The sequence below is a fragment of the Pengzhenrongella frigida genome, assembly GCF_004168625.1.
GTDB lineage: Bacteria > Actinomycetota > Actinomycetes > Actinomycetales > Cellulomonadaceae > Pengzhenrongella > Pengzhenrongella frigida.
This window is the reverse complement of record NZ_SDWW01000008.1, coordinates 42,660-65,204: the sequence shown is the minus strand read 5'-3', so window position 1 is coordinate 65,204 and position 22,545 is coordinate 42,660. Positions and strand designations below refer to the sequence as shown.

Genomic DNA, 22,545 nt, shown 5'->3' with positions numbered 1-22,545 from the left:
TGATCGAGCACGACTGCTGGTGTAACGATGCACCGACATTATGTGCCGCGGATCACGGCGTCAAGCCTGAACCTGAGCACCCTCGCTCCCGAACCCCATCCCGAACTGTCGAAGGTGGCGTCATCAGCGGTGCATCGATATACTCGGCCAAGACATCGATAGATTGCTGTTCCACCTCGATCGAGCGGAAGCACCATGGGAGCGGTCACCATCCAGCAGGTCGCGCGGGCGGCCGGGGTTTCGCCGAGCACCGTCTCGAACCTGCTGACCGGACGGTCGGAACGGATGCTCCCGGCCACCCGCGCACGCGTCACCGCGGCGATCGAGCAGCTCGGGTACCGGCCCAATCGCGCGGCCAGGCAGCTACGGACGGGACGCACCCGCACGGTCGGACTGATCGTGCCGTCGGTGGGCAACCCGTTCTGGGGGGCCTTCGCCCGCGAGCTGGAGCACGCCGCCCTCGCGGACGGGTACAACGTGCTGCTCTGCAACAGCGAACGCGATCCGGAGCGTGAGCGGCGGTACGTCGAGGACCTGTGGGACGACGGTGTGCGCGGAGTGGTGCTGTGCACCTCGTTGCCCTCGCTCCAGCACCTCGCCCCCGTGATCGACCGCGGGCTGCAGCTGGTCACCTTCGACCGCCCGACCCAGCCCGACGATCCCGCCTCCGTGGTGAGCATCAGCATCGACAACAACGTCGGCGGCTTCCTCGCCGCGTCGCACCTGACCCGCCTCGGCCATCGCAAGCTCGCGTTCGTCTCCGGTTCGTTGCGCTCGGTGAACCGGACCGGGCGCTTTCAGGGCTTCTGCTCGGCGGTCGAGTCCGCCGGCCTCGACGTCGCGGACATGGCCGTCTGGCCGACCTCCGACGGCGCGCCCTTCGGTGACGTCGAGGCCGCCGAGATCGGACGCCGGGCAGCGCACGACCTGTTCTCGACCGACGACCGGCCCACCGGGGTGGTGGCGGTCAACGACATGACGGCGCTCGGCCTGTGCCGCGGGCTGCGGGACCTTGGGCTGCGGGTCGGACGGGACGTCTCCGTCGTCGGATTCGACGACATCGTGCTCGCCGACCTCTACGACCCGCCGCTGACCACCGTTCGCCAGCCCATCGCGCAGATGGCCCGCCTGGCGATGGCGGAGGTCGCCTCCCACAGTGGGGCGGCGCCGACCGAGTCCGGCCGGTCCGTGCTCCTGCGGCCCGAGCTCGTCGTCCGCGACTCGACGGCCAAGCCGCCTTCTCGCTAGGTCGTCGCGGCAGCCCGCGGCCGCAGGGGTGAGGTTGAACCCTGCCCCGACGACCTCGCCTGTCCCGGTCAAGTGGGCGATTTGATGTAACGATGCACCACAGAGTTCCTCGCCGCTTGCAGCCGCCTTGAGAGCACTGGCGCCCTCTCGTAGCGCCTCTGACCTGCGAAGATGTCCATCCACGTTCGGAATCGCGATGGCAATGCTGCCCCTTGACGGCGGCCGCGGACCCCTTCTATGGTCACGTCATGAAACCCCATCGAATCGTTGCACTGCGCTGGTTCGCGGTAGTCGTGCTCGCGGCGACCATTCCGGGGGCGGGCGGCGACGTCGCCGCGCAGGCCGCTCCCGCAGGGCTTCCCCAGGCGCCCGACCACCTGATCGTGAGCTCCGTGACCGCCTCGGGCAGCGACGGCAACGTGCCCGAGAACGCGGTCGACGGCGATCCCAGCACACGATGGTCTGCACTCACCGAGGCCCCCGCCCCACCCCCGTGGCTCGAGCTCGATCTGGGGAGCGCACAGCCGGTGGGCTACCTCGGGATCGCGTGGCACCAGGGCGATCGGCGTCCCTCCCTGTTCGACGTCGAGACCTCCCTCGACGGCGAGTCGTGGACGGTCGCCGTCGAGGGCGGCGTGAGCTCGGGAACCACCCTCAACTTCGAGCCTGTCGAGCTGGGGGTAGCCGTCGCCGTCGGGCTCCACGCGCGTTTCATTCGATACATCGGGCACGGGAACACGCTGTCCGGCTGGAACAGCCTCACCGAGGTGCGCGCCTACCCTGCGCATCCCGGCGGGGCCGTGGTCGACGACCTTTCGGCCCTGCTGCCTGCACCGTCGCCGGATGCCGTCGCCTGGACCGAGCCCGGGCTGGTCGGGCCCGACGGCGACCAGTTCGTGATCACGGACCCGGCCGCGATGACCGGTCGCAGCATCGACGTCCTCGACTTCGGCGCGGACCCGGCACCGTCGACCGGGGACGACGCCGCCGCACTGCGGGCGGCGATCGCGGCGGCGGAGCCGGGGGACGAGGTCGTGCTGCCCGCCGGCACCTTCGACCTGATGACGACGGAGGCGGCCGACTCCTCGACCAACATCGCCCTGCGGAGCGGGGTGCACCTACGCGGAGCGGGCGCGGCGGTCACGATCCTGCGCTCCTCGCTGACGCCGCAGACCAGCTCCGGGAAGGTCCTGCGCGGCTACGGCATCCGCGACGTGGTCGTTGCGAACCTCACCGTCTCGTCGACCTACGACGGTCCGTTCAGCACCGACTCGCGGGACGACGACGCCGGCGGCGGTCCGGCCTACGGCATCTACCTCGCACACCTGGGTGCCCGGTCCAGTGAGCGCGTCCTGGTCCAGGGCGTGACCGTCGAGCGGTTCCAGCGCATCGGCGTGCGCATCGAGAAGAGCCGGGAGGTCGTCGTCCGCGACAGCCACTTTCGCGACGCCACGAGTGTCGGCGGCGGAGGCTCGGGCTACGGGATAGCGATCCAGGGCGCGCCCGGCCAGGACCGCTTCGCCTACGAGGACGACTCCCGTCACAACGCCGTCGTCGGCAACACATTCGACGGGACGCACCTGAGGCACGCGATCCTGCTCCAGTACTTCACGCACAACAACCTCGTCAGCGGGAACTCGATCACCGGCGTCGTCCTCGATGCGATCGACCTGCACGGTGAGGACGAGTACCTCAACGAGATTCGCTCCAACGCCGTCACGGGGGGCCAGGCGGCCGGGATCGCCCTGGGCAACACGGGGGGATCGGCGACCCAGCACGACGCCGCCGGCCCGGGCAACTGGCTGCACGACAACGTCCTGAGCGGCAACCGCGAGGGGATCATCGTCATGCTCGGGACGCCCGACACCCTGATCGAGCGCAACGTCATCACCGGTAGCCAGGCCGCACCGGCGCGGGCCGGCATTGAGCTACGGAACGCGCCGGGGACGGTCGTGCGCAACAACGTCATCAGCGGAAACCGGGCGGACGGCTTCTGGGGCATTCATCTGCTGTTCGACGAGGGAGACGAGGGGCATGCCTCCGGCGTGCCGACCGACGTTCTCCTCGAGCGCAACGTCGTTGCCGGCAACTCCGGCGGCCTGCGCATCGACGCAGGTGAACGCGTCCGCCTCATCGACAACACCGTCCGCGGGAACGGCGAGGACGTCCGGATCTCCGGTGACGCGGACGTCGTCCGGCCGTAACGTCCCCCCGGAGCTCGCCGGCGGAAGGGGGCTCGCGAACGGGGGACCTGCGTGGTGCGATTCGACTGGTGCCCGACGGCCGCCCTCGGCCGCCGGGCACCGGAGGTTCAGCGCTCAGGCGATGTACCAGGCGCCAACCAGTCCGCCGAGCGTGCCGCCGACGAGCGGTCCGACGACCGGGACCCAGCTGTAGGCCCAGTCGCTGGAGCCCTTTCCCTTGATCGGGAGCAAGAAGTGCGCGACGCGCGGCCCGAGGTCACGCCGCCCTCGCCTACGCGTGTTCGCGGATCGTGATCGCGGCCGCCATGCGCGACGCCCAACTCCCCGCTGAACATCGCGATCGTCCGGCCGTTCGTGCCGGAGCGCATCCGATCGGTTGCTACGAATCAGCGGAGCGCGGTCGCCAACGCTCCAGGGCGGGCACCGACCTTCGGGGACCGGACCGCTGCGCGGATCACGGGCACTGGGAAGCTCGCGGCGCGAATCGGGTCGAGCGTCGCGTCGCTGATGCCGGCGGTGAAGTCCTCGAAGCCGAAGACCTTGAACAGGGCCTCTCGACCGAACTTGGAGCTGTCGGCGACGAAGAAGGCCTCGCTCGCGATGGAACGCATCTTGCGTTTGAGCTCGATCTCATAGCTCGATGTCGAGTAGATGCCATCCTCCATGACGGTGTCGGCGCCGAAGATCGCGACGTTCACCCGGAGGTTCTCGATCTGTTGGATAGAGATCGGGCCCCACATTGCGTAGCTCCCGGCGAGGAGCTCGCCCCCGATGAAGACCAGATGCATCGACGGCTTGCTCGAGATCTCGAGCCCGATCCGTAGATCGTTCGTGACGACGGTCAGGCGTGCGTGGTTGAGGTGCCGGGCGACCTCGAGTGTCGTCGCGCCGCTGTCGACGAAGATCGTCTGACCGTCGAGCACGCGCTCGGCCATCGCGGCGCCGATGGCTTCCTTCTCGGCTGCGTGGAGCGTTTCGGGCTGCGTGGCTGGGAGCGTGCCGCCGTGGGCGAGGATCACCCCGCCGTGGGTCCGTTCAACGAGCCCCTGTGCCTCGAGCTTGTCGAGGTCTCGCCGGATCGTCGAGGAGTCGACGCCGAAGTTGCTTGCGAGGTCGTTGACACTCTGGAAGCCACGATCTTGAAGCATCGTGATGATGTCCGCGCGGCGTGACATGGGCTGACCTCTCTGTCATCTCGTTGGTCACTGTAGCAGCGAGTATTGCACGTTATCGTGCAGAGTTCTGCCGCAAGCCGTGCAACTCCCTGCGCGAATCGCTCGACATTTGCGCATCTGGCGGTCTACTGTCATGCACGTCGGGGAAGCAGTCCGTCGGGTGGGCACAGAAGCGCACCGCGGGCGATCACAAAGGAGTGACGAATGAAGCACAAGAGAGTTGTATCTCTCGTGACGCTCGCGGCAACAGCGGCGCTGGTTGCCGGTTGCAGCTCGGTCGGGGCCTCAACCACGGATTCGACCAGCAAGAGCGACGAGACGCTCGCGCCGGCGGACATGACCATGGTGACCGTGGTCAAGCTCCGGGGCATCGCGTGGTTCGATCGCATGGAGGTCGGTGTCGGGGACTTCGCAGCTCGCACGGGCGTCGATGCGCGTCCCGAGGGTGGGGACGACGTCAGCCCGGAGAAGCAGATCCAGATCATCCAGGACCTGATTCCGCAGAATCCCACCGCCATCACGGTGGTCCCGAACTCGCCCGAGGCGCTCTCGAGCGTGCTCTCGAAGGCTCGCGCCCAGGGCATCATCGTCGTCGCTCACGAGGCCACCGGCATCGAGAACGTCGACATCGACATCGAGGCTTTCGACAACGAGGCCTACGGCTCCGAGATCATGGACAACCTCGGCGAGTGCATGGGGGAGACCGGTAAGTACGTCCAGTTCGTCGGAGGCCTCACGGCCAAGACCCACATGGAGTGGGTCGGAGCCGCGTACGACAACCAGGTTGCCAACTTCCCGGAGATGACTCGGGTCGAGGACCCGATCGAGAGCACCGACAACGAGAACGCCGCGTACGAGAAGGCCAAGGAGATTCTTGCCAAGTACCCCGACATCGCGGGGTTCCAGGGCTCTGCGGGTAACGACGTTCCCGGCATCGCTCGCGCGGTCCAGGAGGCCGGCTTGGAGGACTCGGTCTGCGTGATGGGTACCTCGATTCCGTCGGTCGCGTCCAAGTACCTCGCGGACGGCTCGATCGACAAGATCTTCTTCTGGGACCCGGCCCTCGCAGGCGAGGCCCAGCTCCAGATCGCGATGATTCTCGCCCAGGGCGGCGTCATCGAAGAGGGCACGGACCTCGGCATCGAGGGATACAACGCCCTGCACAAGCTGGACGGCTACGACAACGTCTTCGTGGGCGAGGCATCGGTGGCGGCTGACGCTGCCGAAGCCGCCAAGTACGACTTCTGAGTCCTCACCCGTCCTAGGCACCACCCCGGGGCAGGCGGCCCTTTGCCCGCCTGCCCCGCGGTCGGTGCCGGAAAGTATCGGCCATGACATCACCCACTTCCACGTACGCGCAGGCTCCGGTGCTTCAGGTCCGCGACATCGTCAAGACCTACGGTGGCGTGACTGCTCTCAGCGGTGTCTCGCTGGACCTCGTCGCCGGTGAGGTCCACTGCCTGGCAGGCGAGAACGGCTGCGGCAAGTCGACCCTCATCAAGATCATCTCCGGCGCCGAGAAGCCTGACTCGGGCGAGATCATCATCGACGGGATCGCCCACACCGCGATGAATCCTTCGGCCGCGATCAAGAGCGGCATCCAGGTCATCTACCAGGACTTCTCGCTCTTTCCCAACCTCAGCGTGGCCGAGAACATCGTGCTCACCGCCGCCGTCGCGGAGCGCAAGCGCATCTACTCCAGACGGGTCTCCCGCCCGTCCGCGAAAGCGATCGTGGATGAGCTCGGCCTGACCCTCGACCTCGACGCCGACGTCGTGAACCTCTCCGTCGCCGACAAGCAGCTGACGGCTATCTGCCGAGCGTTGGTCCACGACGCGCGCATCATCGTCATGGATGAACCCACCACGGCACTGACCCACACCGAGGTGGAGCGGCTGTTCGCACTCGTGGAGACGCTGCGGGGTCGAGGCGTGGCCCTGATGTTCGTCTCGCACAAGCTCGACGAGGTCCTCGCGGTGTCGCAGCGGGTGACGATCCTGCGTTCCGGGAAGCACGTCATCACCAGCCCGTCGTCGGAGTTCGATCGACGCTCGATCGCCAAGCACATGACGGGCAGAGACATCAACGACGCTCGCGTCGTGAGCACGCTCGCTGCGGACACTCCGATCGTGCTCGACGTCGAGGCGCTCGGGCTGCGAGGCGCCTACACGGACATCAGCTTCGCCCTGCGGCGCGGCGAGATCCTCGGGCTCACCGGTCTGCTCGGCTCCGGTCGGACCGAGATCGCGGAGTCGCTGTTCGGCGCATCACCGGCGGAGCAGGGGACCGTTCGCGTCGACGGCGAGGTGGTGAGCCTGCGATCTATCGACAACGCCATCGCGGCCGGCATCGGCTATGTGCCCGAGGATCGGCTGTCACAGGGGTTGTTCATGGAGAAGTCGATCGCGGACAACATGATCGCCGGGTCGCTCGACAGCCACCGCACACGCTGGGGCGGTCTCGACACGGGCAAGGTCCGCGCGACCATCCAGCGGCTGTTCGATCGCCTCCACATCAAGGCACCGAACGTCAGTGCGCCCGTCCGATCGTTGTCGGGCGGCAACGCGCAGCGCGTGGTGCTCGCGAAATGGCTCGCGAACAAGCCGAAGATCTTGATGCTCAACGGGCCGACCGTCGGCGTCGATGTGGGCTCGAAGGAGGAGATCCTCGACATCCTGCGCGGCGAGGCCGCCGGTGGCATGTCGATCATCGTCATCTCCGACGATGCGCCCGAGCTCGTCGCGAGCTGCCACCGGGTGCTCGTCATCCGCCAGGGTCATCTGGTCCACACCCTCGAGGCGGAAGACATCACCGTGAATACCATTCTCGAGAGGATGGCGGAGTGAACGGTTTCGAGTTGTCAAAAGTCATGGGGGTGGTGCAGCGCTTCCGTGGGGCGAACAACGAGGGCGTCCTCGCAATCATCCTGCTGGCCCTCATCGTGGGGATGTCGATCGCGAATCCGGCCTTCTTCACCCTCACGACGTTCTTCGCAATCGTCAGAAGCTCGATCGTGTCCCTGATCTTTGCGCTGGGCGTGCTCATCGTGATCATCTCGGGCGGGATCGACGTCTCCTTCGCCACGATCGCCATCTTCGCCGCCTACTCGACCGTCCGACTCTCGCAGAGCGCGGACTTCGACCCCGGGCTCATCGGCATGCTGGCCATCGCGCTCGCGATCGGCGGGCTGCTCGGCCTCGTCAACGGCGCGGTGATCGCCCGGTTCCGATTGCCCACGCTCATCGTGACGCTCGGTACCCAAGGAATCTTCAAGGGCATCCTGCTCACCTATATCGGGTCCCAGTACATCGCTGACCTGCCGGCATCCCTGGCCGCGGTGTCGACGATGAATGTCTTCCAGATCACCACCGACACCGGTCGTGCATCCCTGCACATCATGGTGATACCTGCTGTGCTGCTCTGCCTCCTCGTCGCGTGGGTCCTGCGCAACACGATGTTCGGGCGGGGGATCTACGCCATCGGTGGCGATCCCGAGGCGGCCCGTCGTGCGGGCTTCCGGGTGATGCGAACCCAGATGTGGATCTACGTCATCGTCGGCATGATGGCAGCCGCCGCGGGGATCATCTACATGATCATGGGGCGAAGCGCCAACCCGCGGGACCTCGTCGGTGGCGAGCTCGACATCATCGCCGCCGTCGTCCTCGGCGGTGCGTCGATCTTCGGCGGCCGCGGGTCCGTGCTCGGCACGACCCTGGGCGTCCTGCTCGTGCAGGTCATCAACAACAGCCTGATTCTGGCCGGGGTGCCGAGCGCCTGGCAGCGGACCGCTGTCGGCCTGCTCCTGATCGTGGGTGTGGGTGTGCAGGCGCTCGCAGCCAAGCGCTCCTCCCGCGAGATACGCGCTCTCGTCAAGGAAGAGGTGCCAGCATGAACAGCAAGCCCACGTCGGGGAGCACGCTGACCCGCTTCAACGACCAGGTACAGGACCGCACGTCGGCCGTCATCAGTCGAATCCATGTCAGCCATGGCGCAGGGCGCATGGTTCTGCTCGTTCTCATCGCGTTCACGTTCTTCACCGCGCTGAACCCGAGCGTCTTTCTCAGCCTGCTGAACCTGCAGAACATTGCGCTGGCCTCTCCGGAGATCGGCATCATCGCCCTCGCGATGATGCTGGCGATGCTGACCGGCGGGATCGACCTGTCGCTCGTCTCGATCGCGAACCTCTCGGCGATCGCCATGTCGACCCTCTACGCCACCGTCGCTGCAGACAACCCGGCGATGGCCGAAGAGCTGATGCCGGTGCTGATCCTGGTCGGTATCGCGGTCGGACTCGTGGGTGGTCTGATCAACGGCTTCCTCATCTCCTACGTCGGCATCACGCCGATCCTGGCCACGCTCGGCACCATGCAGATCTACAACGGGATCGCGATCGCCTGGACCGGGGGGCGCACGCTCTACGGCTCACCCGAGAGCCTGACGGTGATCGGTCAGGCCACCGTGGCGGGGATACCCGTGCTCTTCGTGATGTTCGTCCTCGTCGCGATCGCCATCGGTGTCGTCATCAACAAGACGCCGGTCGGGCTCAAGATCCAGCTGCAGGGTGCAAATCCCATTGCTGCGCGCTACTCGGGAATCAACAGCCACGTCGTCCTGATGAGCACCTACGTGGTTGCGGGGCTTCTCGGTGGCTTGGGCGGCGTGTTCTTCCTCGCCCGCAACCCCACCGCATCGGCGGACTACGGCGCGTCCTACGTGCTCTTGGTGATCGTCATCGCGGTGTTGGGCGGGACCAACCCCAATGGTGGGTTCGCAACGGTCTCAGGGGTGGTGCTCGCAACGCTCACCCTTCAGATCGTCTCCAGCGGATTCACGGCTATCCGCCTCTCGTCGTCCGAGTACGCAATCGCCCAGGGCGTGATCCTGATCGTGGTCATGGTCGCCGACCAGGTGACCTGGCGGCGCCGGCGTCGGCGCGCGCCAACAAGAGCCCGGGTCCTCGCCTCACGCACGTGACTGCCCACTTCCGCATTGAACTAGTCCGAAGGAATGAAATGAAGAAGATCATCAATGAACCGGATCGATTCGTCGACGAGATGATCGAGGGGATTCTCCTCGCACATCCCGACCTCGTGAAGACGCCCGGCACCGACCCCCGCGTGCTCGTGCGCGCGGACGCGCCGCTCGCCGGCCGGGTCGGCATCCTCACCGGAGGGGGCTCCGGCCACCTGCCCCTGTTCAAGGGGTACGTCGGCATGGGGCTGTGCTCCGGGGTCGCGATCGGCAACGTCTTCAGCTCGCCGAGCTCGCAGCAGATCTTCGAAGCGACCAAGGCGATCAGCGGCGGCGCGGGGGTCCTCTACCTGTACGGCAACTACGGCGGCGATGTCTTCAACTTTGACCTCGCGGGCGATCTGGCCGAGCTCGAGGACATCCCCACCCAGACCGTCGTCGGCCGCGATGACGTCGCCAGCCAGCCGAATGAGCGCAAGACCGATCGTCGCGGGGTCGCCGGGATCTTCTTCGCCTACAAGGCGGCCGGGGCGGCTGCAGAACGCGGCGACACGCTAGAGGAAGTTGCCGCGATCGCCGAGGACGTCGTCGAGCACACCGCCACGATGGGCGTCGGCCTGTCGCCGACGATCTTCCCCACCACCGGCGCGAAGAGCTTCGACCTCCCCGAGGGCGAGATGGAGATCGGGATCGGCATCCACGGTGAGCCGGGGATCCACCGGGGCCCGCTCGAGACCGCGGACGCGATCGCCGATCGGCTTGTCACCGCGCTGATCGCCGACCTCGACCTCACCGCGGGCGACCGCGTCGCCGTCCTGGTGAACGGCCTCGGGGCCACCCCGCTCGAAGAGCTGTACGTGCTCTACCGGCGCGTGCACCAGATCCTCACCGGACTCAACATCAGCATCGCCAAGAAGTACGTGGGGGAGTACGCCACGAGCCTGGAGATGGCTGGCGCTTCAATCTCGTTCTTGAAGGTGAACGACGCCCGGCTGGCCCTGCTTCAGGCGCCCGCGAAGTCCCCGTTCTTCGAGGAGGTCTGACTGCCATGCGACCTGTAGAGCTCAACGAATCGATCCGCCGGAGCCTTGCCGAGCTGGTCGGCTATGCGGACGAGCTGCGCGATCTGGACCAGGCGCTCGGCGACGGTGACCTTGGCGTCACCATCTCCCTCGGCGCCAATGCCGTCATCGAGTCGCTCACGACCCTGGCCGACGACGCCACCCCCGCCGAGATCGCCAAGACGTGCGCCAAAGCGTTCGCCAACGCCAATCCCTCGACGATGGCCGCACTGGTCGCGGGTGGCCTCCTTGCGGGTTCCAAGACCTGGGCCGGTCTCACCGAGATCGGGACGGCCGACGCGGGGCGTTTCATCCGCGCCGCCGGGGAGAACATCGGACAGCGCGGCAAGACCCAGATCGGCGACAAGACGATCCTCGACGCGATCATGCCGGCGGCCGACGCGCTCGAGGTGGCGTCGGACGGCACATCCGGTCTGGATGCCGCCATCGCGGGCGCCGAGCGCGCCGTGGTCGAGACCCGGGACCTCCAGTCCCGGCGCGGCAGGGCGTCCTGGATGCAGGAGCGCAGCATCGGCCTGCAGGATCCGGGTGCGACCGCATTCTGGAGGTATCTCGAGTCCTGGCGTGCGGCCGAGTCCGTTGCTGCCAAGGGGAAGGAACTGGCATGACCTCGATCGCCTATCTTGGCCTGGGCACGATGGGGCGCGGCATGGTCGCGAACCTGGTCCGAGCCGGTCACGACGTCACCGTATGGAACCGCACCGCGGCGCGCGCTGACGGCCTCGGCGGGGTACGGGTTGCCGAGAGCATCGCCGAGGCCGTCGCCGGACGGGACGTCGTCATCTCCTGCCTGTCCAACGACCAGGCGGTGCGGGATGTCGTGTTCGGGCCGGATGGCCTGCTCACACATGTCGCCGACACCACGGTGGTCGTCGACATGTCCACCATCAGCCCAGGGCTGTCGGACGAGGAGGCCGCGGCCTTCGGGGAGAGGGGAGTGCCCTTCCTCGACGCACCGGTGTTCGGATCCAAGGGGGAGGCCGCCGACGGCGGTCTCTGGGTCGTCGTCGGTGGAGACGTCGACGTGTTCGCGCGGGTGCGTCCGGTGCTTGACGCAGTGAGTGCGACAGTGCACCACATGGGACCGACCGGCTCGGGTGCGCGGATGAAGCTGGTCGGCAACCTTGTGGTCGCCGCGCAGCTGCAGGCGCTCGGTGAGGCGCTCACGCTCGCGCGCGCAGCCGGCCTGGACCTTTCGCGGGTGCTTGACGTGCTCGCAGTCACGGACTTCCGCTCGCCCATCTTCGACGGCGTCGGGCCGTCGGTCCTGGTCGGCGACTACTCGCCGTCGTTCGCTCTCGATCTGATGCTCAAGGATGCTCGACTCATCCAGGAGTTCGCCGCGATCGTGCACGCTCCGGTGGCCGGTACCGATCTGGTGGAGTCCACTCTCACCCAGGCGGTCTCGCGCGGCTACGGTGCCGAGAACGCGTCGGCGCTGATCAAGGTCATCGCGGAACGGGGTGGGGTCGACCTCACGGTGTGAGCCGGCCTGACTCGCTCCCTCGGGGGTGACTGAGCGGTCTCGAGTTGTCACACGTCGGCCCCGGCCGCGCGCCTGGTGCGCGCTGCCGGGGCCGACGTGATGATGGTGGGGAGTGGTGGTGCACCACCGGCTCAGGCGATGTACCAGGCTCCGAGCAGTCCGCCGAGGACGCCACCGACGAGCGGTCCGACGACCGGGACCCAGCTGTAGGCCCAGTCGCTGGAGCCCTTGCCCTTGATCGGGAGCAGGAAGTGCGCGATGCGCGGCCCGAGGTCACGCGCCGGGTTGATCGCGTACCCGGTGGGTCCACCGAGGCTCGCACCGATGCTGACGATGATCAGCGCGACCGCTAGCGGGCCGAGCGCACTGGGCGTCTTGCCGTTCACGACGACCCACAGCACGAGGACGAACGTGCCGATCAGCTCGGTGGCCATGTTCCAGCCGTAGGAACGGATCGCCGGGCCGGTCGCGAACACGCCGAGCTTGGTGGCCGGGTCGGCGTCCTCGTCGAAGTGCTTCTTGAAGGCGACGAATGCCAGGCCGGCACCGACGATGGCGCCGAGCAGCTGCGCCGCCCAGTACACGAGCATGTTCGAGACGGTCGGGTCGACTCCCTTGGCAAAGTCGATCCCGGCGACGAGGAGCCCCAGGGTCACGGCGGGGTTCAGGTGGCCGCCCGACTTGAAGGCGACGTACACGCCCGCAAAGACCGCGAAGCCCCACCCGAAGTTGATGAGCAGCCAGCCACCGTTGAAGCCCTTGCTCTGGGGCAGCACCACGGTGGCCACCACCCCCGCACCGAGCAGGATCAGGACGGCGGTGCCGAGCAGTTCCGACACAAATGCATCGCCAATAGGCACGATCTACCCCAATTTCAATGAATGTGTTTCAAATGCCGCGCATGGCTCACGACATCAGCGTCGAAAGGTCGGACGCGCGGCACAGCGACTTTGGCCCGGCGCGCAAGAATGAGCAAATCGCGCGCACTTCTGTGCACGGTGCGGCCACCAAAGCGGGGATTTCGGGCGGCCGCGAGCCGCGAGGGAGAGGTGCGCCGCGCGCAGCGGTCAGGCGGGGGGCCGCGGCGGGGCGGACGAGTCCCGCACGCTCAGCGACGGGCTGATCACCACCCGGTGGGTGGGCCGCTGCGGCTCGGCCAGCCGGGCGGCGAGCAGCTGGACGGCCGCGCGTCCGATCGACTGGCGCGGGGGGCGGACGGCGGTCAGAGCGGGGCTGAACAGCCCGGCCACCTCGTCGTCGTACGCCACCACCGACAGGTCACCGGGCACGGACAGGCCGCGCGTCTCGCACCGCTGGACGATCGCCATCGCCTCGGCGTCGGCGTGGACGAGCAGCGCTGTCGTGCCGGTGCGCACGCACTCGTCGAGGATGCCGTCGAGGGTGGCGTCCCACTCGGGGGAGCGGGGACTGGGGACGCGGGCGTCGACGGTGTCGGCGGCCTCGAACCCGCACTCCACCGCGGCCTCGAGCCAGCCGCGGTGCAGGTGCGGTCCGGTCGGGCTCTGCCGGCTGAGCACGAGGCCGATCTTGCGGTGCCCGAGCGAAGCCAGGTGCCGCACGGCCATCGCTGCGCCGAGGGCGTGGTCGGAGACCACCGACTCCATCGCCGCATGGTGCGGGCCGACGGTGGCCGATCGCTCGACCAGCACGACCGGGACGCCGGTCGACGCGAGCCACGCGATCATCTCGGGAGCCGTCGTGGCCTCCATCCGGGGGGCGATCACGAGGCCGTCGACCCCGGACTGCTCGATCAGCCGCGCAAGCTGGGGTCGGTCGTCGTCGGTCTCGTACGACGAACCACCCAGGACGATCCGCAGGCCATGGATGCGGGCCTCCTCCTCGGCCCCGCGCAGGACCTCGGGCCAGTAGTAGTCGAGCGACGGGACGAACACCCCCACCGACCGCAGCCCGAGCGGGACGGTGCTCAAGGCGGCCCCGGGGCCGACGTCGGCCGCCTCCTCGCCCGGGGTGATCAGGGTCGCGCCGCCGTGCACCCGGCGGACCAGGCCCTCGCTGGCGAGCTGGGCGATGTCCCGCCGCACGGTCACCGGGGTGACCCCCAGGATGTCCGTGAGCTCGGAGACCCGCACGGTGCCACCGCGCTGGAGGGCTTCGAGCAGCTGGGCCCGCCGGGTGACGGGCAGGGGGCCGCGCGTGTCGAGCGTGCTCATGACTGTTCCTCCACTGTCACCGTGAGCCTGCCAGATGCGGCCTCACCTGCGTTGATCGACAGGCGGGTGAGCTGGTCGCCCCACACGTCGCTGAGCATCGGGTCGTCCAGGTCGCGCACCTCGGTCGCGGTCGCGGCCGTTGCGGGGGCCCAGCGCACCAGGACCGTCCCGACCCCCCCGACGGGGGTCACGACGGCGCGGCCCGGCTCCAGGCGGATGTCGCCGGCGAGGAGCAGGTGCAGGACCGAGGGCGGGGCCTGGTCGGCCGGGTCGAGCTCCCACGCGTCGATGATCGTGACCCGGGCGGTGGTGCTGCCCACCGATCGAGGCAGGGGTCGGTCCAGCCGGGCCGTCCGCGTCCAGGTCCGCACGTCGGCGCGCGGGTAGGCGCGCGCGAGGTCCAGGCTGAGCTGCGCGCGCTCGCCGTCGGCCCGGGCCGTGACGTCGGTGGCCGCGAACTGATGGCCGGGGGACTGCGCGGTCCCGCGGATCTCGGGGACGTTGTGCCAGGAGCTCTGCATGGTCCAGAGGTCGTACCGGTCCGGGCTGAAGGTCTGCGCGGTGTACGTCGGACGGCCGGCGTCGACCACGACGGGCACGCCGTGCAGGGCGACCAGGACGCTGCCGACGTCGTTGTGGTTGTGGTGCTCGCCGTTGTGGCCGCCCTTGACCGCGAGCGTCAGGCCGCGCGCGGTGCCGGTGGCTTCCCGGGCGACCAGCACCTGGGTCGACGGGAGCCAGACGTCGCGCGGCAGCGGCGAGACCTCCGGTGCCGCGGTCAGCCAGTCCTGGTCGGTCAGGGCCCGCAGCAGCCGGCCGAGGCCCTGGCCCTCGGTCGCGACCGGCGTGCCCGGCCGGCGATGCGCGGTCGCGTGCCGCCGGGCCGCGTCGTCCCCGCAGCGCAGCGCCGCGCGGTGCAGGGCGTCCCACGGCTGGTCGGCCGGCGGCCGGGCGGGGCCGTCGGCGTGGTTGACGTACCAGGCGCCCCCCAGGTGCATGCGGTGCGGAAAGGCGACCGTCGCCCGCAGGGCGGGCACCGCCGTGGCGTCCAGTGCGCCGGCGGTCGCGTGCCGCAGCAGGTCGAGGGCCTCGAGCGCACGGCAGGCACCGTGCCACCAGTACGAGTAGCCCTCGTCGATCGCGCCGTCCGGCGGCAGGCAGGCCACATAGCGGTCGATGCCCTCGATGACCATCGCCACGATCCGGGCGCGGGCCGCGGCGTCGTCGACCAGGCGAAGCGCCGCGACCAGCACGTTGCCGTGGATCCAGGGGCTCCAGTTGTGCACGTCGCCGTCGAGCCCGAGCCAGTGCCAGTCGCGCCGGCGGGTGAACGGCTCCAGCACGCGGACCTGGGCCTCGTGCCGGATCCGGGCGCGCAGCCCGGGGTACTGCTCGTCCAGGGTCCGCCCGAGCAGGTGGTCGATCCAGGCGAGCTGGCCGACGACCTCGCCGGCACCCAGATCGAGGTACGGGTCCGTCAGGGTCGGCACGACGGCGCCGTGGGCGGTGCGGGTGTCGTCGTGGGCCGGCCAGCACCACGTGCTCTGCTCGCACAGCACCGTGACGCCGTTCGCGACCTCATCGATCCAGGCCGGGTCGAGCGTGGCGGCGGCGATCACGGCCGCCCGGCTCAGGCGGTGCTGGCGGGCGAAGAGCTTCTGCTCGTACTCGTCGCGCTCGCCGTCGCGGAAGTAGCGGGAGTAGGCGCGCGCGGAGAGCTCGGGCCAGGGGGTTCCCCGCTCGGCCCGCCGCCGCAGGTCGGAGATCGTCGGGGGATCGGCGGAGCCTGCGCTGCCCCAGACCGAGCGATCATCGGCCGGTGGCACCGGAAGGGCGTGGTCGGGCGCGAGCAGGAGGGCCTGCACCTCGAGTGCGCTCGCGGCCTGCGGCCAGGCCTGCGCGAGCGGGCCGGTGAAGCGGTCTGCGTCTGGCATGTCTCCCCATCGAGTCCAGTTCCGAGCGATCTCAGCCCGTTTGTCAGGACTCCCCGACGAGGAGTCGTGATCGAATCTGATCGTATCAGATCGAGATAGATTTGACATGTTCGGTTCTGCGCGTTGTACTCAATGGGCGCCTCGGTGATCAAGTTCACATCGAGATCGTGCAACGCCGCGGCCAAGGCCCGGTCACTTCGATGGAGAAGGACACGTGAGAATCGACCTCAGCGCGGCGCACCCGACCCACGGCCCGGTATCCGGGTCGAGCGGCTGGTCGCGCGAGCAGTGGGCCGACCTCGCGGACGGGATGCTGACCGCCGTCCGCCCCTATGCCTCCGCCGGACACGCCCGGATCACGCTGCCCGGCCCGGAGGGCGGCTACGGTCGCGCCGTCGACGGCCTGGAGGGCTTCGCCCGGACCTTCCTGCTCGCCGGGTTCCGGCTCGCGGGGGAGCGCGGCGCCGATCCCGGGCACCTGGCGCAGTGGTACGCCGAGGGCCTGGCGGCCGGCACCGACCCGTCCTCGCCCGACCGCTGGGTCCGCCTGGACGAGCACCCGCAGGCCAAGGTCGAGGCGGCCTCGATCGCACTGGTGCTCGACCTGACCCGGCCGTGGATCTGGGACCGGCTCACTCCGCTGGTCCAGCAGCAGGTGATCGACTACCTCGCCCCCGCCGTCGGCGACGACACCTACCCGCGGATCAACTGGGTCTGGTTCCGGCTCGTCGTGCAGACCTTCCTCAGGTCGGTCGGCGGCCCCTGGTCGGCCGGCGAGATGGCCGAGGACCTGGCCACCCACGACAGCTTCCGCCGGCCGGGCGGATGGATGGCCGACGGCAGCGAGCGGTCCTACGACCACTACGTCGGCTGGGCCCTGCACCTGTACCCCGCTCTGTGGGCGCGGATGGCCGGGGCCGAAGACCTTGCGGCGCCGCGTCGCGCGTCGGACACCGCGCAGCTCGACCGGTTCCTCACCGACGCGATCCAGCTGGTCGGGGCGGACGGCTCGCCGCTGATCCAGGGCCGCAGCCTCGCCTACCGGTTCGCCGCCGCCGCGCCCTTCTGGGTCGGCGCCATCGCCGAGGTGCCGTCCCTGTCGCCCGGCCTGCTGCGCCGCGCCGCGTCCGGGATCATGGGCCACTTCGCCGACCACGGTGCGCTGGACGAGCGTGGCCTGCTCACGCTCGGCTGGCACGGGTCGTGGCCACGGCTGGCGCAGTCGTACTCGGGACCGGGCTCGCCGTACTGGGCGAGCAAGGGGATGCTCGGTCTCGCCCTGCCGGCCGACCACCCCGTCTGGACCGCCGCCGAGGAGCCGTTGCCGGTCGAGCGCGCGGACACCCTGCTCGCCGTCCGGGCGCCGGGCTGGCTCGTCTCGGGTACGCGGGCCGACGGCATCGTCCGGGTGGTCAACCACGGCACCGACCACGCCGAGGAGGGCTCGACGTCGGGGGACTCGCCGCTGTACGCGCGGCTCGGCTACTCGACCGCGACCAGCCCGCTGCTGGACGAGGCGGGCTGGGTCGACCCGCTCGACCAGTCCGTGGTCCTGCTGGACGACGGCGGCCGGGCGACCCACCGCACCGGTTTGCGCACGCTCTCGGTCGAGCTGCAGGACACCGCGGACGGCGGCCACCTCGGCGTCGGCGCCTCGGTCGCGACGGCGCACTGGCTCACCCCCGCGGCGGCGCAGGAGCACCACGGTTCCGGCTACGTCGGTACGACGACCCCCGCCGGCCGGGTCACGACCCTCTCGCTGGTCCGCGGGCCCTGGGAGCTGCGGCTCGTGCGGGTGCAGGACCTCGCGGCCGGGCAGGACGCCGCCGCGCTGCGGCTCCGCGTGGGCGGCTGGGCGGTGTCCGGTCCCGCTGCGGAGCCGCTCGCTGCGGAGCCGCTCGCTGCGGAGCCGGTCGCCGCGAGCGCCGGGGCCGCACCGGGCGCGGGGGCGAGGGCGGGCCGGGTCACGTCCCGGATCGCCGCCGTCCTCGGTGCGCCGATCGCGGGCACCACGCGTCGGATGGACGCCACCCCCCTGGGGCTCGCCGCCGTCGTGCCGTGGCTCGAGTTCCCGGTCCAGGTGGGGGTCTGGGTCGCCGCGCTCGTCGAGCTCGCGGGCACCGACAGGGCCGGACGCGAGGTCCCGTGCACCGCCGAGATCGAGGGGTCGGGCACCGTCAGCGTCGGCTGGCCCGACGGCGTCACGACCCGCACCTTGCTCGACTCGCAGCTTTCCGGGTACGCCAATCCGGCCGCCCGATCGTCGTTCGGAACCCAACGGTGGGATTCGATCTCTAAGGAGACAGCATGAAGCGCTCGATCGTGACAGGCCTCGGCATCGCCGCGGCCCTCTCCCTCGCCCTCGCCGGCTGCAGCAGCGATGCTGATGCGGAGTCGGCGCCGGAGACGACCCCGTCGGGCCCGGTCACCGTGACCCTCGCGGGGTGGAGCCTCGCGACCACGCCGGAGTTCCAGACGCTGGCCGACGCCTTCCACGCCGCCAATCCGGACATCACCGTGGAGGCCAAGGAGTACGACGCCACCAACTACGACACGCAGATGACCGCGGACCTCGCGGCCGGCACCGCACCGGACATCTACGTGCAGAAGAACCTGAAGAACTTCTTCACGTACCAGAACGGCGCCCAGCTGATGGACCTGTCGGACGTCGCCGACACCCTCGACAAGTCCCTCAGCGGCCTCGACGCCTACGAGGTCGAGGGCGCCACCTACGCCATCCCCTACCGGCAGGACTCCTGGTACCTGTACTACAACCGGGACCTGTTCGACGCCGCCGGGATGGAGTACCCGGACGGCTCGTGGACCTGGGACGACTACGCCACCAACGCCGACGAGATGACCGCGGCGCTGGCCGCCGCCGGCAGCCCCGCGCTGGGCACCTACCAGCACACGTGGCAGTCGCCGGTGCAGGGCTTCGCGCTCGCCCAGACGCCCGACGCCGATCTGCTCAGCGGCGACTTCTCCTACCTGGCGCCGTACTACGAGAGCCGGATCGCGCTGCAAGACAGCGGCGCCCAGGCCTCGTACGGCACGGCGACGACGAACAGCCTCACCTACCAGGCGCAGTTCGGGACCCAGAAGGCCGCAATGATGCCGATGGGCAGCTGGTACGTGGCCACGCTCATCGCCCAGCAGGCCAGCGGGGACTCGGAGACCTTCAACTGGGGGATCGCGCCGGCCCCGCAGCTCGACTCGAGCACCGTCAAGAACCCGGTGACCTTCGGTGACCCGACCGGCCTGGGGATCAACCCGGCGATCGACGACGACAAGGCCGCCGCAGCCAAGGCGTTCCTCGCGTACGTCGGTAGCGAGGACGCAGCCCTGGCCCTGGCGAAGATCGGCATCACGCCGGCCTACGCGTCCGACGTCGTGACCGAGGCGTACTTCGGCCTCAAGGGTGTCCCGACCGACGACCTGTCGCGGTTCGCCTTCTCCACGCACGACACGAAGCCGGAGAACCCGGTCTCGAAGTACACCACCGGGATCCAGAACATCCTCAACGACGCCCACTCGATCATCATGTCGGGCAGCTCGACCGTCGAGGACGCGCTGGCCGAGGCCGAGAGCCGCGCCGAGAACGAGGTCCTCAACCAGTAGCCCTCTGCCGGCCACTGATCACCCCCGGGGTCTGGCGCGCGGCTACGCGTCGCCCGCCAGAACCCCGGGGGCACCCCTGAGCTCCTCCCACCGAACGACGCGACCTGACGGAGAGACGCATGGCAACGACCCTCGAGGCCCGACGCCCGGGAAGCCGCCTGAAATGGCGCAACACCATGCTCGGCTGGTCTTTCATCCTGCCGAACTTCCTCGGGTTCGCGGTGCTCACGCTGGTACCGGTGATCGCCCTCTTCTACATCGCCTTCACCAACTGGAACGCCTTCGGCACCGCCGACTGGGTGGGGCTCGCGAACTTCCAGCGCATGGTCGGCGACAAGAGCTTCCTGGTCGCCCTGTCGAACACCGTCTACTACACGGTCTTTCACATTCCGCTCACCCTCGGGCTCTCGCTGGCGCTCGCCCTGCTGCTCAACCGCAAGATGCGCGGCGTCGCCTTCTTCCGCACCGCGGCGTTCTTTCCGTACGTGACGTCGATCGTGGCCATCGCCGTGGTCTGGAACATGCTCTTCAGCCCGGAGTCGGGCCCGATCAACCAGTTCCTCACCATGGTCGGGGTGAGCAATCCCCCCGGCTGGACGACGTCGGCCGACTGGTCGATGCCGGCCGTGATCCTGGTCGGCACCTGGCGGGAGATGGGCTACTACATGCTGCTCTTCCTCGCGGGGCTGCAGACGATCCCGCCGGAGCTGTACGAAGCCGCCCGGGTGGACGGCGCGAGCGCGTGGCAGCGGTTCCGGAACATCACCGTGCCGTGCCTGCGACCGACCACGTTCTTCATCACCGTGATGCTCACGATCGGCAGCTTCAAGGTCTTCGATCTCATCCTCGTGATGACCAACGGTGGCCCCGGCCAGTCGACCCTCGTGCTGTCGCAGTACATCTACACGAAGGGCTTCGTGGAGAACCAGCTCGGCTACGCGTCGAGCGTCTCCATCGTGCTGTTCCTCATCTGCATCTCCATCACCGTCGTGCAGTTCCTGGTGAACAAGAGGAGTGAAGCCTGATGGCGATCACGACCGCGGTCCGGCCGATCCCCGAGATCGGGAGCCCGCTCCCGCGCCGCCGCCCCCGTTCCACCAAGAAGACCGTCGGCCGGGTGCTCGGCTATGTCGCCCTCGGGCTCGCCGCAGCCGGCGTCCTGCTGCCGTTCTTCTGGATGGTGATGTCGTCGCTGAAGACGAACAACGCCGTGTTCAGCGTGCCGATCCAGTGGATCCCCGAGACCTTCGTGTGGAGCAACTACGTCGACATCTGGCAGAAGTCGGACATGTCCACGTGGCTGAAGAACACCATGGTGCTGTCCCTCGCGGTCACGGCGCTGCAGCTGCTCACCGGCAGCTTCGCCGCCTACGGCTTCTCCAAGGTGCGCTTTCCCGGCCGGGACGTGCTGTTCCTCGTCTACGTCGGAACCATCGCCGTGCCGTGGCAGGCGTACATGATTCCGCAGTTCATCCTGATGTCGAAGCTGCACCTGTCCAACACGTTGTGGTCGATCGTCGCGCTGCAGGCGTTCGGCGCCTTCGGGGTGTTCCTGATGAAGCAGTTCTACGAGACCGTGCCGGAGGAGCTCAGCGAGGCCGCCCGGATCGACGGGCTGAGCGAGTACGGCATCTACCGCCGGATCATCCTGCCGCTGTCCGTGCCGGCGCTGGCGAGCCTGACGCTGCTGACCTTCGTGAACACCTGGAACGACTACCTCGGGCCGCTGATCTACCTGCGCGACCCGAACCTGTGGACGATCCAGCTCGGCCTGAAGTCGTTCGTCAGCCAGTACAACGCGGAGTACGCGCTGATCATGACCGGCTCGGTCCTGTCGGTGCTGCCGATCGCGATCATCTTCATGGTCGGCCAGCGCTACTTCGTCGAGGGCATCGCCACCAGCGGGCTGAAGGGCTGACGATGCGTCCCAAGCACGAGACCTTCAACCAGGTCTTCAGCACCGCGTACATGGTGCTGATGACCAACCTGCTGCTGGTGGTCGCCTGCCTGCCGTTCGTCGTCGGCCTGGTCGTCACCGATCCGGCCCGGTCCTGGCCGCTGCTGGCGGTCGTCGCGCCGCTGTGCACGCCGGCGTTCGCCGCGGCGTTCGCCGTGTTCGCGGCGTTCTCCGCCGACGGCACGACGGCGGTGGTGCGCACGTTCGTCGCGGCCTGGCGGTCGCTGTTCCGGCGGGCCACCGCGATCGGTGCGCTCGCGACGGGCTCGCTCGTCGTGCTGGGCGTCGATGGGCGCCTGGTGTGGAGCAACCGGTGGGGTGCCGTCGCGATCCCGGTCCTCGTCAGTCTCGCCGTGCTGGTGCTCTCGACGGCGACCCTGGCCCTGGTCGGCGTCGCGGAACGGCCCGGGGCTCGCCTGCGCGACCTGACACGCGCGTCGCTGTTCCTCGCGGTCCGCCGGTGGTACCTGACCGTCGTGTCGTTGTTCGCCCTCGTGCTGCTGGTCATGCTCGTCGCCGCCCGACCGGCGGTCGGCCTCGGTCTCGCGGCCGCCCCGCTGCTGTACGTCGTGTGGGCGAACAGCAGGTACGCCCTGCGTCCGGCCTTGGACCCCGGTGACGCCCCGGTCCGTGCGCCGGCTTCCTGAACGCCCCCTGCCTGACAGAGAGAAGCACACC

Annotated in this window: 18 protein-coding genes and 1 pseudogene; 14 read left to right on the top strand and 5 right to left on the bottom strand. The window is 69.0% G+C overall.

The features are described from left to right. The first annotated feature begins 195 nt into the window (after window positions 1-195). Window positions 196-1,248 (top strand): LacI family DNA-binding transcriptional regulator, encoded by a 1,053-nt coding sequence (locus EUA98_RS04970; protein WP_130101566.1) that lies wholly within the window; start codon window positions 196-198, stop codon window positions 1,246-1,248. Window positions 1,249-1,496: 248 nt separating this feature from the next. Continuing rightward, the gene (locus tag EUA98_RS04965) at window positions 1,497-3,452 is read left to right on the top strand and encodes a right-handed parallel beta-helix repeat-containing protein (protein WP_130101565.1); all 1,956 of its coding nucleotides are present in this window, start codon (window positions 1,497-1,499) and stop codon (window positions 3,450-3,452) included. A 114-nt stretch (window positions 3,453-3,566) separates the two neighbouring features. Here EUA98_RS04965 and EUA98_RS04960 read toward each other — a convergent pair. Further along, window positions 3,567-3,713, bottom strand: a pseudogene (locus EUA98_RS04960) (aquaporin); the annotation flags it as partial. A gap of 125 nt (window positions 3,714-3,838) precedes the next feature. Further along, a complete protein-coding gene (locus EUA98_RS04955; protein ID WP_130101564.1) occupies window positions 3,839-4,627 on the bottom strand; it encodes a DeoR/GlpR family DNA-binding transcription regulator in 789 nt (262 codons plus the stop codon). Window positions 4,628-4,831: 204 nt separating this feature from the next. On the opposite strand from EUA98_RS04955, the gene EUA98_RS04950 reads away from it, so the two are divergent. The 7 genes from EUA98_RS04950 to EUA98_RS04920 all read left to right on the top strand — a co-directional run bounded on the left by EUA98_RS04950 (window position 4,832) and on the right by EUA98_RS04920 (window position 12,166). Beyond that, window positions 4,832-5,875, top strand: a complete 1,044-nt coding sequence (locus tag EUA98_RS04950) for a substrate-binding domain-containing protein (RefSeq protein ID WP_130101563.1) — start codon at window positions 4,832-4,834, stop codon at window positions 5,873-5,875. 83 nt (window positions 5,876-5,958) lie between these two features. Further along, complete coding sequence (locus EUA98_RS04945) at window positions 5,959-7,473, top strand: sugar ABC transporter ATP-binding protein (RefSeq protein WP_130101562.1); 1,515 nt, start codon at window positions 5,959-5,961, stop codon at window positions 7,471-7,473. Next, window positions 7,470-8,519: an ABC transporter permease gene (locus tag EUA98_RS04940; RefSeq protein WP_242511280.1), complete on the top strand. Its 1,050-nt coding sequence runs from the start codon at window positions 7,470-7,472 to the stop codon at window positions 8,517-8,519. Before EUA98_RS04945 ends, EUA98_RS04940 begins: the two co-directional genes overlap by 4 nt. Continuing rightward, on the top strand, window positions 8,516-9,601 hold the full coding sequence (locus tag EUA98_RS04935) for an ABC transporter permease (protein WP_242511279.1): 1,086 nt from the start codon (window positions 8,516-8,518) through the stop codon (window positions 9,599-9,601). Before EUA98_RS04940 ends, EUA98_RS04935 begins: the two co-directional genes overlap by 4 nt. 38 nt (window positions 9,602-9,639) lie before the next feature. Next, entirely contained in the window at window positions 9,640-10,641 is a 1,002-nt protein-coding gene (locus EUA98_RS04930; protein WP_130101561.1) for a dihydroxyacetone kinase subunit DhaK, read from the top strand. Between the two features lie 5 nt (window positions 10,642-10,646). Beyond that, entirely contained in the window at window positions 10,647-11,288 is a 642-nt protein-coding gene (locus EUA98_RS04925) for a dihydroxyacetone kinase subunit L (protein WP_130101560.1), read from the top strand. Beyond that, window positions 11,285-12,166, top strand: a complete 882-nt coding sequence (locus EUA98_RS04920) for an NAD(P)-dependent oxidoreductase (protein WP_130101559.1) — start codon at window positions 11,285-11,287, stop codon at window positions 12,164-12,166. Before EUA98_RS04925 ends, EUA98_RS04920 begins: the two co-directional genes overlap by 4 nt. 131 nt (window positions 12,167-12,297) lie before the next feature. Here EUA98_RS04920 and EUA98_RS04915 read toward each other — a convergent pair whose 3' ends face one another. The 3 genes from EUA98_RS04915 to EUA98_RS04905 all read right to left on the bottom strand — a co-directional run bounded on the left by EUA98_RS04915 (window position 12,298) and on the right by EUA98_RS04905 (window position 16,292). After that, window positions 12,298-13,005 (bottom strand): MIP/aquaporin family protein, encoded by a 708-nt coding sequence (locus EUA98_RS04915; RefSeq protein WP_242511278.1) that lies wholly within the window; start codon window positions 13,003-13,005, stop codon window positions 12,298-12,300. 228 nt (window positions 13,006-13,233) lie between these two features. After that, on the bottom strand, window positions 13,234-14,358 hold the full coding sequence (locus EUA98_RS04910; RefSeq protein WP_130101558.1) for a substrate-binding domain-containing protein: 1,125 nt from the start codon (window positions 14,356-14,358) through the stop codon (window positions 13,234-13,236). Then, window positions 14,355-16,292, bottom strand: a complete 1,938-nt coding sequence (locus EUA98_RS04905) for a heparinase II/III domain-containing protein (protein WP_130101557.1) — start codon at window positions 16,290-16,292, stop codon at window positions 14,355-14,357. Before EUA98_RS04905 ends, EUA98_RS04910 begins: the two co-directional genes overlap by 4 nt. A gap of 214 nt (window positions 16,293-16,506) precedes the next feature. On the opposite strand from EUA98_RS04905, the gene EUA98_RS04900 reads away from it, so the two are divergent. The 5 genes from EUA98_RS04900 to EUA98_RS04880 all read left to right on the top strand — a co-directional run bounded on the left by EUA98_RS04900 (window position 16,507) and on the right by EUA98_RS04880 (window position 22,514). Continuing rightward, complete coding sequence (locus EUA98_RS04900; protein WP_255424274.1) at window positions 16,507-18,603, top strand: DUF2264 domain-containing protein; 2,097 nt, start codon at window positions 16,507-16,509, stop codon at window positions 18,601-18,603. Beyond that, window positions 18,600-19,910, top strand: a complete 1,311-nt coding sequence (locus EUA98_RS04895) for an ABC transporter substrate-binding protein (protein ID WP_130101556.1) — start codon at window positions 18,600-18,602, stop codon at window positions 19,908-19,910. The genes EUA98_RS04900 and EUA98_RS04895 overlap by 4 nt, the downstream gene beginning before the upstream one ends. A gap of 119 nt (window positions 19,911-20,029) precedes the next feature. Then, window positions 20,030-20,935 carry a carbohydrate ABC transporter permease gene (locus EUA98_RS04890; RefSeq protein ID WP_130101555.1) on the top strand — a complete coding sequence of 302 codons (906 nt, stop codon included), beginning with the start codon at window positions 20,030-20,032 and terminating at the stop codon, window positions 20,933-20,935. Continuing rightward, entirely contained in the window at window positions 20,935-21,828 is an 894-nt protein-coding gene (locus EUA98_RS04885; protein ID WP_130101554.1) for a carbohydrate ABC transporter permease, read from the top strand. Before EUA98_RS04890 ends, EUA98_RS04885 begins: the two co-directional genes overlap by 1 nt. Before the next feature lie 2 nt (window positions 21,829-21,830). Next, window positions 21,831-22,514, top strand: a complete 684-nt coding sequence (locus EUA98_RS04880; protein WP_130101553.1) for a YesL family protein — start codon at window positions 21,831-21,833, stop codon at window positions 22,512-22,514. Window positions 22,515-22,545 lie beyond the last annotated feature (31 nt).